We start from the raw sequence: 12,696 nt of genomic DNA, 5'->3' as shown, positions 1-12,696 counted from the left end.
TCCGCGTCGGGCACCTGGACGTCGACGGACGCCGCGTCACCCGGGCCGACGTGGGCGTGCCCCGGCCGGGGCAGCGGTTCGCGTTCGTGATGGACACCGGCCTCTGCGACGGGGTGTACGCCCTCGCCGAGCACGCCGACCTGCTGGTCATCGAGTCGACGTTCCTGGAGTCGGAGGCCGCGCTCGCCGCCGAGGTCGGTCACCTGACCGCGGCGCAGGCCGCCCGGGTGGCGACCGAGTCCGGGGTACGCCGGCTCGTGCTCACCCACTTCTCCCAGCGCTATCCCGACCCACGCCGGTTCCACGACGAGGCGCGCGCGCACTTCGACGGCGAACTGATCATCGCCGAGGATCTGACCACGGTGCAGGTTCCGCCCCGCCGGGTAGCCTCGGCCGGGTGACCGTCACGCTCCGCCCCGCGACCGAAGGCGACCTGATGGCGGTGGGTGCCCTGCACCAGCGCTCCCGGGTCGCCGCGTACTCCGCCTTCGTGCCGGCCGAGGCACTGGCCGACCCGACACCGGAGGCGATGGGGCGGTACTGGGTCGAGCGGTGGATCTGGGAGCGGGACACCCACCGGATGACAGTGGCCGAGCGGGCCGGGACGCTGGTCGGGTTCAGCCACCTGGGCCCGGACGACGAGGACGACCCCGCCACCGGGCTGCTCAACGCGATCCACCTCGACCCTGCCGAGCAGGGCCGCGGCGTCGGCCGCACCCTGATGGTGGACGCCCTGGACGCCATGCGGGCGCAGGGCTGGCGGCGCGCGGTGCTCTGGGTGCTGCGGGACAACGCCCACGCCCGTTCCTTCTACGAACGCGGCGGCTGGACCCCCACCGGCGCCGAGCGCGCGGAACACATAGGCAACGCCCTAACGCCCCAGATCCGCTACACCCGCCCCCTCTAACCCACCCCACCCCACCCCCGCCCTCGCACCCCACCCAACCCGCGCCGATCTTGCACTTCCTGTCGGGACAAAACCTGACAAGAGCCGCGTTCGGGCGACAGTAAGTGCAAGATCGGCGGGGCGGGGGCGGGGCGGGGGGCGGGGGGCGGGGTTAGTGGGCTCCCAGGTGGGACAGGAGGTCCTGGCGGGTCAGGACGCCCTTGGGCTTGCCGTCGACCAGGACCAGCGCGGCGTCGGACTTCTCCAACATGCCCACCGCCTCGCTCACCGGCTGACCACCGCCGATCATCGGCAGCGGGTCGCCCATGTGCCGCTCGATCGTGTCGTGCAGGTGGGCCTGGCCGGTGAACAGCGCGTCGAGCAGGTCCCGCTCGGCGATCGAGCCGGCGACCTCACCGGTCACCACGGGCGGCTCGGCCTTGAGCACCGGCAGCTGCGAGACGCCGTACTCGCGCATGTAGTCGATCGCGTCGCGGACGGTCTCGGTCGGGTGCACGTGCACCAGTTCGGGCAGCCCGCCCGGCTTGCTGGCCAGCGCGTCGGCCACCGTCGGCTCTGCGCCCGAGTTGTCGAGGAAGCCGTACCGGGCCATCCACGAGTCGTTGAAGATCTTGGAGAGGTAGCCGCGACCGCCGTCGGGCAGCAGCACCACCACCACGTCGTCCGGGCCGGCCCGGCGGGCGACCTCCAGGGCGGCGACCACCGCCATGCCGCAGGAACCGCCGACCAGCAGCCCTTCCTCGCGGGCCAGTCGCCGGGTCATCTCGAAGGACGCCTTGTCGGAGACCTCCACGATCTCGTCGGCGACACCCCGGTCGTACGTTTCCGGCCAGAAGTCCTCGCCGACGCCCTCCACCAGGTACGGACGGCCGGTGCCGCCGGAGTAGACCGAGCCCTCCGGGTCGGCCCCGATGACGCGCACCCGACCCTCGGACGCCTCCTTGAGGTAGCGGCCGATGCCGGAGATGGTGCCGCCGGTGCCGACGCCGGTCACGAAGTGGGTGAGTTCGCCGTCGGTCTGCTTCCACAGCTCCGGACCGGTCGTCTCGTAGTGCGAGCGCGGGTTGGCCGGGTTGCTGTACTGGTTGGGCTTCCAGGCGCCGGGGATCTCCCGGGTCAGCCGGTCCGAGACGTTGTAGTAGGAGCGCGGGTCCTCCGGCGCGACGGCGGTCGGGCAGACCACCACCTCGGCGCCGTACGCCCGGAGCACGTCCTGCTTGTCCTGGCTGACCTTGTCGGGGCAGACGAAGACGCACTTGTAGCCCTTGAGCTGGGCCACCAGGGCCAACCCGACACCGGTGTTGCCGCTGGTCGGCTCGACGATGGTGCCACCGGGCTTGAGTAGGCCGGCGGCCTCGGCGTCCTCCACCATCCGCAGCGCGATCCGGTCCTTCACCGAGCCGCCCGGGTTGACGTACTCCACCTTGGCCAGCACTGTGGCCTGGATGCCCTCGGTGACGTTACGCAGACGCACCAGCGGGGTGTTTCCGATCATGTCGACGACGTTGTCGTAGTACTGCACGGTGTGCCCTTCGTTGCGGCGCCGGCGGTGGGCGACCGGGAAGACGATTGCTCACCGCCCAGCGTACGTGTCGTCAGGGCACCAACCCCCCGGGGATGACCGAGCTGCGGCGGGCCTCCCACTCAAGGAACCGGTCGGTCTCGGCGAGCACGCTGCCAGCCAACCAGGTGACCATCACCGCGTCGTCGGCCAGCCCGAAGATCGCCAGCGGGATCTCCGGGAGCAGGTCGATCGGCGAGACGATGTACGCCGTCGCCGCGGTCATCAGGGCCAGCCGAAGACCGCCGTCGTACTCCCCCTTGGTGGTGGCCCTGATCATCCGGGGCAGCGCTGCCAACCGCGTGCCGATCGACGGCCCGTTGCGCGCCCCGGCCGCCAGGGCCCGCGCCAGGGCCGTGAACGCCGCGCTGCGCTTCAGTGTCTTACCCATCGTCGCGCTCCTCTCCGCCGGATCAGCGTGGCGGGTCGGCGCAAGTCGGCCGGCCTCTGGAACCCAGGTACCCCGTCGCGTCGGTTTCCAGGCACCCGGGTGCCGTCACGACGACAGCGGTGTGTCGGGCCAGCGCGATAATGTCGAGACATGGGGGTGGCAGGTTTCGTCGTACCCGATGAGCGCTGGCGGCAGGCCAGGCGCGTCGCCCTGCTGGCGGCCATCGGGACGGGCGCCACAGCGGCGGCCGTGGTGGCGACCGGCGGGGTGCTGGTCGGCCAGGCCCGCCAGGCGCGACGGACCATCCCGATGGCCGAGGCGCCGCCGCCCCGCTGCGACGGAATGTACGGCGCGAAGTTCCCCGGCCCGGCGCTGACCATGGTCGTGCTCGGTGACTCGTCGGCGGCCGGCTACGGGGTGCACCGCCGTCGGGAGACGCCCGGGGCGCTGCTCGCCACCGGCCTGTCCCGTCGACTGCACCGGCCGGTGCAGCTGCACCGCTTCGCGGTGGTCGGCGCCATCTCGGCGGCGCTGCGCCACCAGGTGGAGGCGGCGCTGGAGTGCCGACCCGACATCGCGGTGATCCTCATCGGCGGCAACGACATCACCAACCGCACCCCGCGCGGCCTGGCGGTGCGCTACCTGGTCGAGGCGGTGCACACCCTGCGTGACGCGGGGTGCGAGGTGGTCGTCGGCACCTGCCCCGACCTGGGCGCGATCCGCCCGATCCAGCCGCCTCTGCGCTGGCTGGCGCACCGCTGGAGCCGCCAGCTCGCGGCCGCCCAGACGGTGGCCGTGGTCGAGGCGGGCGGGTGGACGGTCTCCCTCGGTGATCTGCTCGGCCCCCGGTTCGTGGCCGAGCCGACCCGGATGTTCGCCTGGGACCGGTTCCATCCTTCCGCCGAGGGGTACGCGATGGCCGCCGCCGCGCTCCTGCCGACGATGCTCTCCGCCCTCGGCGCGACCCCGGAAAGACGGGCCACACCGACACTCGGGGACGGCGTACGGTCGCTGCCGAGGGCCGCGCAGGAGGCGGCCCGACACGCCGGCACGGAGGTCAGCGGCGTCCAGGTGCGAGGCCGCGATCGGGGGCCGGCCGGCCGGTGGGCGCAGCTGCGCCGACGGGCGTTCTTCGGTGTCGGCGCGGTGCCGCAGCACGGGTCCGCCTCGGACACCTCGACAGTGGAGGGACTGGCATGAACGAGCGCAGCGCGCGGAGCGTGACCTCCGGCGTCGCCGGCCGACTGGGTCGGGCGGCGGCGATCTCGCTGTTCGCCGGCACTGTCGGGGGCGCCGCCGTCCTCGCAGGTGAGGCGTTCATCGCCCGGCACCGACGCTACGCCGAACCGGAGCTCGGCCTTGCCCTGCGCGCCACGATCGGCCGGGCGGGCGCTGCCCCGCTGCGGCTGGTGTTGCTGGGCGACTCGTCGGCACTGGGCGTCGGTGTCGACCGTCTGGAGGACACCATCGGCGGGCAGTTGGCCAACCTGCTCGCCGAGGGCCCGGCCGGCCGCCGGGTGCACCTGTCCAGCGTCGGCGTCTCCGGGTCCCGCTCGACGGACCTCGCCACCCAGGTGGCCCGGGCCCTGCTCGGCGAGCGGCCAGACGTGGCGTTGATCCTGATCGGCGCGAACGACGCCACCGGGCTGCGCCGGCCCTCCGACGCGGCGGCCTATCTCGGCGCTGCGGTGCACCGCCTGCGCGAGGCGCGTGTCGAGGTGGTGGTGGGCACCTGCCCCGACCTCGGGGCCGTGCGTGCCATCGCGCCTCCGCTGCGCCAGGTGGTCGGCTGGTCCGGGCGTCGGGTGGCCCGCGCGCAGACCACTGCCGTGCTGGAGGCGGGCGGCTCGGTGGTCGACCTGGCCACCGAGACCGGGCCGGTGTTCCGGGCCGATGCCGGGACGCTCTGCCAGGACGGCTTCCACCCCTCCGCCGACGGCTACCGGGTGTGGGCGCACGCGCTGCTGCCCGCCATCGTCGCTGCGGCGGCGGCCACGACCCGGCGCTAGATCGCCCCGACCAGGGTGACATTTCCCGCCGCGTCCGCTTCTTCCGCGCGATGTTACCGGCGGGTTAACGTTGGTCCATGCCGATTGAGTCGTCCCGCGACGCCGTCATCGTCGCCACCGCCCGCTCCCCCATCGGCCGGGCGCACAAGGGTTCACTGCGCGACGTCCGCTCCGACGACCTCGCCGCGACCATCGTCCAGGCCGCGCTGGACAAGATCCCCGCGCTCGATCCGACCACGATCGACGACCTCTACCTCGGGTGCGGCCTGCCCGGCGGCGAGCAGGGCTTCAACATGGCCCGGGTGGTGTCCACCCTCCTCGGTCTGGACACTGTCCCCGGTGCCACGCTGACCCGCTACTGCGCCTCCTCGTTGCAAACCACCCGGATGGCGATGCACGCCATCCGGGCCGGCGAGGGCGACGTGTTCGTCTCCGCCGGAGTGGAGATGGTTTCCCGCTACGCCCGGGGCAGCTCCGACGGGCTGCCGCCCGAGGCGCAGGCCCTGGTCGGCGGCCGCTGGGAGAACCCCCGCTTCGGGACGGCGGCTGAGCGCTCGAAGCGCCGCGCGCAGGGCGACGCCGAGGTGTGGACCGACCCGCGTGAGGCCGGCGAACTGCCCGACATCTACCTGTCCATGGGGCAGACCGCGGAGAACCTGGCCCAGGTGTACGACGTCAGCCGCGCCGACATGGACGAGTTCGGCGTACGCAGCCAGAACCTCGCCGAGAAGGCCATCACCGACGGTTTCTGGGCCCGGGAGATCACCCCGGTCACCACGCCGGACGGCACAGTGGTGAGCACCGACGACGGGCCCCGGGCCGGCGTCACCCTCGACGCGGTCGGCGGCCTGAAGCCGGTGTTCCGCCCGGACGGTCGGATCACCGCCGGCAACTGCTGCCCCCTCAACGACGGCGCCGCCGCAGTGGTGGTGATGAGCGCCCAGCGGGCCGAGGAACTCGGGCTCACCCCGCTGGCCCGGATCGTCTCGACCGGCGTGACAGGCCTGTCGCCGGAGATCATGGGTCTCGGGCCGGTCGAGGCGTCCCGGCAGGCGCTGCGCCGAGCCGGCATGACCATCGACGACGTCGACCTCGTCGAGATCAACGAGGCGTTCGCCGCGCAGGTCATCCCCTCCTACCGCGAGCTGGGCATCCCGGAGGAGAAACTGAACGTGATGGGCGGGGCCATCGCGGTCGGCCACCCGTTCGGCATGACCGGTGCCCGGATCACCGGCACCCTGCTCAACTCACTCGAGTGGCACGACAAGACCATCGGTCTGGAGACCATGTGCGTGGGCGGTGGTCAGGGCATGGCAATGGTGCTCGAACGGCTCAGCTGAGCCGAGCTGCCCTCAGAGTGCGCTGCGGGTCGCCGTCACCTCGGCGGCGGCCCGGGCCAGCGCCTCGGGCCCCGGGTGGGCGGCCAGCAGGTCCGCCGTGACCACCCGCAACTGATCGGGTAGGGCCAGGTCGTTGTCGAGCCGGGGCACCACCCGACGGGGCTCCCCCTCGGCGTCGGCGGCCAGGTTGGCGACCTCCTGCACCAGGCGGTGCACCAGGTCGGCGCGGGACACGTTGCCGGCGGTCGCGGCCGCCGCCCACCGGGGCTGCTGCCAGTGCGCGATCTGACGGACCAGCAACTGCACGGCCTTGTCCAACTCCGCTGCGCTCATCGCCACCGAGTCTACGGCTGACACCGGCCGCGTCCGGGTCGGGCCGGTCAGCGGCGCAGGTAACTGAGCAGCCGCAGCAACTGCCAGTAGAGGAATACCAACCCGGTGAGCAGGCCGAACGCGCTCAGCCACGCGTACCGACGGGCTCGGCCGTCCCGCACCGAACGCTCGACGAGATCGAAGTCGAGAATGAAGCTGAACGCCCCGGCGATGATGGCCACCACCGAGAAGGCGTACGGCAGCCAGCCGACCTGCCCGCTGACGCTGTAGACCGCCAGGCCCGACCGCCCGGTGATCAGGTACGACACCAGGTTGACCACGCTGAGCACGGCGATGCCGAGCAGGGTGCCGATCACCAGGCGGGCCAGGCGGGGCGTCGCCCGGATCACCCGGGCCCGGTAGAGCGCCGCCATGCCGAGGAAGACGCCGAAGGTACCCGCCACCGCCTGCACCACGATGCCCGGATAGACCTGCTCGAAGGTGCGGCTCGCCACCCCCAGCAGCAGCCCCTGGAGGATGGCGTAGCCGACGATCGGCACCGGGTTGGTGATCCTCCGCAACGAGATGACCAGGACCAGCGCGATCGAGGCGAGCGCGCTGCCGGCCAGCGCTGCGCCCAGCCACACCGCGTCGGGGATCACCGCCCAGGACACCGCCGCGGCCGCGCCGGTCACCAGCAGCAACCCGACGGTACGGACCACCACGTCGTCAACGGTCATCGGCTCGACGTCACGGGCGCCGAGCACCCGGGCCTCCACCCGGCCGGTTTCGTCCAGCCGGTTGAGCACCGGGTTGTTGCTGCGCACCGCCGCCTCCTTAGCCCGCGTACCCCCCGAAGTCACTCTGCCCCCGGCGGACCGGCGGCGGCGGGCAAACGGCGCGGACGACGGCGCCCGCCCTCACCGGAGTGGGGGCGGGCGCCGGTCGGCAGTGCGGACGAGGTCAGTCGTCGCCCTGGAAGTAGCTCAGCAGGCGCAGGATCTCGATGTAGAGCCAGACCAGGCTGACCAGGATGCCGAACGCGGCCACCCAGGAGTAGCGCTGGGGCAGGCCCATCCGGACGCCGTCCTCGATCTCCTTGAAGCTGAGCACGAAGCTCAGCGAGGCGACCACGATGCAGACCAGGCTGAAGCCGATGGCGAGCGGGCTGCCGTCGCGCAGACCGGTGTTGACGCCGAACAGCGCCAGCACCAGGTTGATCATCATGACCGCGAAGAGGCCGACCATCACGGCGATCATGCCCTTGACGAAGGCCGGGGTGGCCCGGATGACCTTCGCCCGGTAGAGCATCGCCATCAGGAAGAAGATGCCGAAGCTGGCTGCGGCGGCCTGGAGCACGATGCCGTCGTAGGCCGTCTCGAACGCCTTGCTGACCATGCCGACGAAAACACCCTCGACGACCGCGTACGCGATCACGAGCGCCGGGTTGGCCATCCGGGAGAACGAAATGATCAAGCCGAGCACCAGGCCGACGACCGCCGCGCCGATCCAGGCGGTACCGACCAGCGCGTCGGGAACGAGCACCCAGGCGGCCGCGGCGGTGATGCCGAGAATGCCGAGCAGAGCGACCGTCTTGACGACCACGTCGTCGACGGTCATCGGCGCCACAGTGGGTGGCGCGGCCGGGTAGTCGGCCTGGGACGGGTACTGCTGGGGAATGCCGGGCTGTCCGTACGGCCCGGCCGGGGCGTACCCGGCGGAGCGCTCCCGCTCGGCCGCTTGGCCGAGCCGGGCGAGCACCGGGTTCGAGGTCTTCACTGTCTGGCCTCCCTCAGGGGGTCGTTTGCACGTGAACGTGCCCTCCAAGAGTAAACGGCAGAGCCAAGTCCTGGAGATCACGAATGAGAATGTGTGAGTCGACCGGTGCCCGGGGCGGGGGTCGAACCCGCACGCCTTTCGGCAGCCGCTTTTAAGGCGGCCGTGTCTGCCTTTCCACCACCCGGGCGAGTGGCACCGGCGCGCCGACACGCCTGGTGCAGTGTCACCGTAGCCGGTCTACGGCGACCCGGCGTACCCCGCCGGCCTGGCCACATTAGGGTCGATGCCGTGAGCAGCGCAGCCCCCACGGCCCCCGACGCCGCCCCTGAGCAGGCATTCCGCCTCGCCGATCGGGCCAACCGCCGACCCCGGGCCACCCGGCTGCTGGCCGCCGTCCGCCGCCACCGGGCGGATCTGCTGGCCGCTCTGCTCTTCGCGGCGCTGGCCGGCTGGCTCACCCACGGGCTGTGGCCCGACCCGAGCGGGCGCATCCTGGCACTCAACCCGGCGGACCAGACCCTCTACGAGTGGTTCCTGGCGGTGGACGCCCGCGCGCTGCTCGGCGACTTCGACCTGCTCACCGACCGGCTCAACGCTCCCGACGGTGTGAACCTGATGGCCAACACCACTGTGATCGCCCTCGGCGTCCTCTTCGCGCCGGTCACCCTGCTGCTGGGCGCGCCGGTCACCTTCGCGCTGCTCGCCGCCGGCAACCTCGCCGGCACCGCACTCGCCTGGTACCTGCTGTTCCACCGGACGCTGCGCGTCCGCCGGCTGGCCGCCGCACTCGGCGGCGGGCTGTGCGGATTCGGACCCGGCATGGTGTCGCAGACAAACAGCCACCTGCACATGACCGCCCAGTGGCTGGTGCCGGTGATCGTCTGGCTGGTGGTCCGGCTGCTGCGGGCGGCCGACCCGGGGCCCGGCACCCCCGACGAAGCCGGCAGTACCCGGGCCACCGGGCCGGACCGTCGGCGACTGTTCACCTCTGCCGCAGGGCTGGCCGGCGCGGTCAGCGCGCAGGTCTTCATCGGCGAGGAGGTGCTCTTCCTCGCCGCGATCACGCTGCTGGCGATGGCGATCAGCTACGCCGTGGCGGACCGGGACCTGGCCCGCCGGGCACTTCCCGGGTTCGCCGGCGGGTTGGCGATCGCCGCCGGGCTCGCCCTGCTGGTGCTCGGCTATCCGCTGTGGTTCCAGTTCGCCGGGCCGCAGGGAGTCGCCGACGGGATGTTCACCCCTGCCTATTTCTCCGCCGACCTGAGCAGCTGGTGGGCGCTCTCGCCACTCTCGGTTGCCGGCAGCGGCGAGTCCGCCCGGCTGACCACCGGGCCCGCCGAGTACAACACGTTCCTCGGCTGGCCACTGCTGCTGGTCGCCGCGGTCTGCGCGATCTGGGCCGGGCGACGCCGGCTGGTCTTCGCCTGCGTCGTGGCGGGCCTGGTGATGGGGGCGCTCTCGCTCGGCCCGGAGGTGGTGCTCGGCGGCACCAGGACGGCGGTCCCCGGCCCGTACGCCCTGATCGGAGGGCTGCCGGTGGTGGACGGGGCGTTGCCGATGCGGTTCGCGCTGGCGTTGCTGCCGATCGTCGCCACGCTGCTGGTGCTCGCGGTCGACCGGGCCCTGCGCAGCTCCGGCCGGGCGCGGCGGCTGGTGCCGCTGGCCGTCGGCGCGGCGCTGCTACCGATCTTCCCGACCCCCCTGCCGACCGCCGGACGACCCGCAGTGCCGGAATTCATCACCGGCGGCCACTGGCGGCAGTGCGTACCGCCGGGCGGGGTGCTGGTCCCGGTGCCACTGCCCACCCCGAAGGAGCCCTGGCCGATGCGCTGGGCGACCGCCGCCGACGCGGGTTTCGGGCTGCCGGAAGGCTTCTTCATCGGCCCGTACGGGAGGGGCGGCAGCGCGGCGATGGGCACCTTCAAGCAGCCCACCTCCGCACTACTGGCGGATGTCGCCCGCCGCGGTGACCAACCGGCCATCGGCGACGAGCAGCGCCGCCAGGCCGTGCGCGACGCGGACTTCTGGGGCGCCTCCTGTGTGGCGCTCACCGACGAAACCCCCCACGCGGACGCTCTGCGAGCAACCCTGGAGCAGCTCTACGGCCCGCCCACCCGCATCGCCGACGCCTGGACGTGGCGGGTCTAGACCAGCCAAAACCCCGCCGATCTTGCACTTCCTGTCCGGACAAGACGCACCAGAAGGCGCATCACGGCATCCGGAAGTGCAAGATCGACGGGGTTGGCGTCTGTCTCTGGTCAGACGCGGGGCGCGCCGACAGGCTGGGAGGCCTCGACGAACTCCTCGCGCGGGTCGTGCAGCTGGCCCAGGGCGACCACCTCGCGCTTGAGGAAGAACGCCAACGACCAGTCCACCACCACGCGGACCTTCCGGTTGAACGACGGGATCCGGCTCATGTGGTACGTCCGGTGCATCACCCAGGCCGGCCAACCGGTCATCTTGATCCCGTACACCTGGGCCACGCCCTTGTGCAGGCCGAGGCTCGCCACACTGCCGACGTGCTTGTGCTTGTAGTTCACCGGCTCGCGACCCCGGATCACAGCCGCGATGTTGTCGGCCATCCGGGCGGCCTGGCGCACAGCGTGCTGAGCGCTCGGCGAGCAGAAGTTGCCCGGCTCCTTGGTCAGGTCCGGCACGGCGGCACAGTCCCCGGCGCTCCAGGCGCCCTCGAGCACCCGGTCACCGTCGACCACCTGGAGCGTGGGCAGGCAGGTGATCCGTCGACGGTCGTCGCGCGGGAAGTCGGTCGAGTCCAGCATCGGCGACGGCTTCACACCGGCGGTCCAGACGATCGTGTCGGAGCGGAAGCTGTCACCGTCGGAGAGCTTCACCACCCCGTCGACGCAGGACTCCAGGCGGGTGTCCAGCCGGATGTCCATGTTGCGCTTCATCAACTGCTGCACGGTGTACGCACCCATGTCCCGGTCGACCTCGGGCAGCACCCGCTGGGTGGCCTCGACCAGGACCCAGCGGACCTCGTCCTGCTTGAGCTCCGGGTAGTACCGCAGGGCGTCGCGAGCCATGTCCTCCATCTCGGCGAGCGCCTCGATGCCGGCGTACCCACCGCCGACGAAGGTGAAGGTCAGCGCCGAACGGCGGACGTCCGGATCCGGCGTGGCGGCCGCCACGTCGAGCCGATCCAGCACGTGGTTGCGCAGGTAGATCGCCTCGCCGATGGTCTTGAACCCGATGCCCTGTTCGTGCAGACCGGGGATCGGCAGGGTGCGGGAGACCGAACCCGGGGCCACGATCACGTGGTCGTAGGTGATCTCCCGGGCCGGGCCGCTGATCGGCTGGACGGTGGCCACCTTGCGGTCGTGCTCGATCCGCGTGACCGTGCCGGCCACCATCTTGCACCGGCGCAACTCCCGTCGCAGCGGCACCACGGAGTGCCGCGGGGAGATGTTGCCCGCCGCCGCCTCCGGCAGGAACGGCTGATAGGTCATGTGGGGTTGGGGGTCAACCACCATGACCTCAGCCTCACGGGAGCTGAGCTTCTTCGACAGGCGCAGCGCCGCGTACAGACCGACGTGCCCTGCACCAACCACAAGGATCCGCTTCGGATTCACGTTGTCTATCTTTCCCCGGCCGGCTCAGGTAATCCCGCTCGCGGCCCCCATCTGTGACGGAGCACAACCCATGTGACCTGCGTAACCCTCGGAACGCAGTGGTCACCGACGTCGCAGGAGCCAGCCCAGCAACACTGCCGTCCCCACCGCCATCAGCAGCCCCAGCACTGTCACCCACTGGTGTCCGGCACCCCCGCCCGTACCCGTCGCCTGCAACAACAGCACTCCGAGCACTGCGGAACCCAACAGCACGGCCGACGACCGCACCAACCACCGGGTGATCAATTCGGGGTCCACCATCGCGTCATAGGGCAGCAACGCGGCCAGCGCGCAGAGGGTGTGACCCAGGTAGAGCAGGGCCGCGACGGCGAGCAGCCGCCAGAGGGCGACCGGACGGCCGTACCCATCGGTGGCGAGCAACCAACCGCCCACCGTGACCAACGCCGTGAAGGTCGTCCAGACCTTGCGCGGCCCGAACGCGGGCAACAGGGCGGCCACCGCCAGGAAGAAGATCGACCGGCCGGAAAGCACCTCCGCGGGGAACGCCAGAGCGAACCCGGCAAACACGATGACGAAGATCCCCACCCGGACCAGCAGCGGGGCCACGCTGACGCGAGCGACGGCGTACTGCGCCGCCCGAACCCGCTCCACCAGAGCGCTCACCGCACCCGCCTTCCGTTCGCGACTGCGGGGCTCGCAAGCTCACTCCTCGCGCTCACCGCACCCGCCTTCCGTTCGCGACTGCGGGGCTCGCAAGCTCACTCCTCGCGCTCACCGCACCCGCCTTCCGTTCGCGACTGCGGGGCT

13 protein-coding genes and 1 tRNA gene are annotated in these 12,696 nt (G+C 71.8%); 6 read left to right on the top strand and 8 right to left on the bottom strand.

Features of this window, described 5'->3' with window-relative positions; all coding sequences use genetic code 11:
• Both AB0B68_RS31510 and AB0B68_RS31505 read left to right on the top strand, forming a co-directional pair.
• Positions 1 to 401, top strand: a 401-nt coding sequence (locus tag AB0B68_RS31510; RefSeq protein WP_357264597.1) for an MBL fold metallo-hydrolase, incomplete at its 5' end; no start/stop codon positions are given.
• The gene (locus AB0B68_RS31505; protein WP_357207324.1) at positions 398 to 907 is read left to right on the top strand and encodes a GNAT family N-acetyltransferase; all 510 of its coding nucleotides are present in this window, start codon (positions 398 to 400) and stop codon (positions 905 to 907) included. The genes AB0B68_RS31510 and AB0B68_RS31505, both read left to right, overlap by 4 nt.
• Before the next feature lie 151 nt (positions 908 to 1,058).
• Here AB0B68_RS31505 and AB0B68_RS31500 read toward each other — a convergent pair whose 3' ends face one another.
• Positions 1,059 to 2,429, bottom strand: coding sequence for a cystathionine beta-synthase (locus tag AB0B68_RS31500; protein ID WP_355005636.1), 1,371 nt, complete (start codon positions 2,427 to 2,429; stop codon positions 1,059 to 1,061).
• Positions 2,430 to 2,502: 73 nt separating this feature from the next.
• Positions 2,503 to 2,859 carry a YkvA family protein gene (locus tag AB0B68_RS31495; protein ID WP_112582466.1) on the bottom strand — a complete coding sequence of 119 codons (357 nt, stop codon included), beginning with the start codon at positions 2,857 to 2,859 and terminating at the stop codon, positions 2,503 to 2,505.
• Between the two features lie 150 nt (positions 2,860 to 3,009).
• On the opposite strand from AB0B68_RS31495, the gene AB0B68_RS31490 reads away from it, so the two are divergent.
• The 3 genes from AB0B68_RS31490 (at position 3,010) to AB0B68_RS31480 (ending at position 6,208) form a co-directional block, all read left to right on the top strand.
• Complete coding sequence (locus AB0B68_RS31490) at positions 3,010 to 4,059, top strand: SGNH/GDSL hydrolase family protein (RefSeq protein WP_357207328.1); 1,050 nt, start codon at positions 3,010 to 3,012, stop codon at positions 4,057 to 4,059.
• Positions 4,056 to 4,868 (top strand): SGNH/GDSL hydrolase family protein, encoded by an 813-nt coding sequence (locus AB0B68_RS31485; protein WP_355005638.1) that lies wholly within the window; start codon positions 4,056 to 4,058, stop codon positions 4,866 to 4,868. The genes AB0B68_RS31490 and AB0B68_RS31485 overlap by 4 nt, the downstream gene beginning before the upstream one ends.
• Positions 4,869 to 4,945: 77 nt before the next feature.
• Positions 4,946 to 6,208, top strand: coding sequence for an acetyl-CoA C-acetyltransferase (locus tag AB0B68_RS31480; protein WP_357264594.1), 1,263 nt, complete (start codon positions 4,946 to 4,948; stop codon positions 6,206 to 6,208).
• A 12-nt stretch (positions 6,209 to 6,220) separates the two neighbouring features.
• On the opposite strand, the gene AB0B68_RS31475 is transcribed toward AB0B68_RS31480, so the two are convergent.
• From AB0B68_RS31475 to AB0B68_RS31460, 4 genes are all read right to left on the bottom strand, one after another.
• The gene (locus AB0B68_RS31475; protein WP_357207335.1) at positions 6,221 to 6,541 is read right to left on the bottom strand and encodes a hypothetical protein; all 321 of its coding nucleotides are present in this window, start codon (positions 6,539 to 6,541) and stop codon (positions 6,221 to 6,223) included.
• 47 nt (positions 6,542 to 6,588) lie between these two features.
• The gene (locus AB0B68_RS31470) at positions 6,589 to 7,347 is read right to left on the bottom strand and encodes a Bax inhibitor-1/YccA family protein (protein WP_355005641.1); all 759 of its coding nucleotides are present in this window, start codon (positions 7,345 to 7,347) and stop codon (positions 6,589 to 6,591) included.
• Positions 7,348 to 7,483: 136 nt separating this feature from the next.
• The gene (locus tag AB0B68_RS31465) at positions 7,484 to 8,299 is read right to left on the bottom strand and encodes a Bax inhibitor-1/YccA family protein (RefSeq protein ID WP_238679755.1); all 816 of its coding nucleotides are present in this window, start codon (positions 8,297 to 8,299) and stop codon (positions 7,484 to 7,486) included.
• Positions 8,300 to 8,405: 106 nt separating this feature from the next.
• Positions 8,406 to 8,486, bottom strand: a tRNA-Leu gene (locus tag AB0B68_RS31460).
• A 101-nt stretch (positions 8,487 to 8,587) separates the two neighbouring features.
• On the opposite strand from AB0B68_RS31460, the gene AB0B68_RS31455 reads away from it, so the two are divergent.
• Positions 8,588 to 10,447, top strand: coding sequence for a hypothetical protein (locus AB0B68_RS31455; protein WP_357264591.1), 1,860 nt, complete (start codon positions 8,588 to 8,590; stop codon positions 10,445 to 10,447).
• Between the two features lie 110 nt (positions 10,448 to 10,557).
• Here AB0B68_RS31455 and AB0B68_RS31450 read toward each other — a convergent pair whose 3' ends face one another.
• Both AB0B68_RS31450 and AB0B68_RS31445 read right to left on the bottom strand, forming a co-directional pair.
• Positions 10,558 to 11,889 carry an NAD(P)/FAD-dependent oxidoreductase gene (locus AB0B68_RS31450; RefSeq protein WP_357207102.1) on the bottom strand — a complete coding sequence of 444 codons (1,332 nt, stop codon included), beginning with the start codon at positions 11,887 to 11,889 and terminating at the stop codon, positions 10,558 to 10,560.
• 102 nt (positions 11,890 to 11,991) lie between these two features.
• Positions 11,992 to 12,552, bottom strand: a complete 561-nt coding sequence (locus tag AB0B68_RS31445) for a hypothetical protein (protein ID WP_357264588.1) — start codon at positions 12,550 to 12,552, stop codon at positions 11,992 to 11,994.
• Positions 12,553 to 12,696: the final 144 nt, after the last annotated feature.

This window comes from Micromonospora sp. NPDC049049 (genome assembly GCF_040649115.1).
In the GTDB taxonomy this organism is placed as follows: Bacteria; Actinomycetota; Actinomycetes; order Mycobacteriales; family Micromonosporaceae; genus Micromonospora.
Note: the sequence above shows the minus strand (reverse complement) of the source record. Positions and strands in the feature narration are given on the sequence as shown.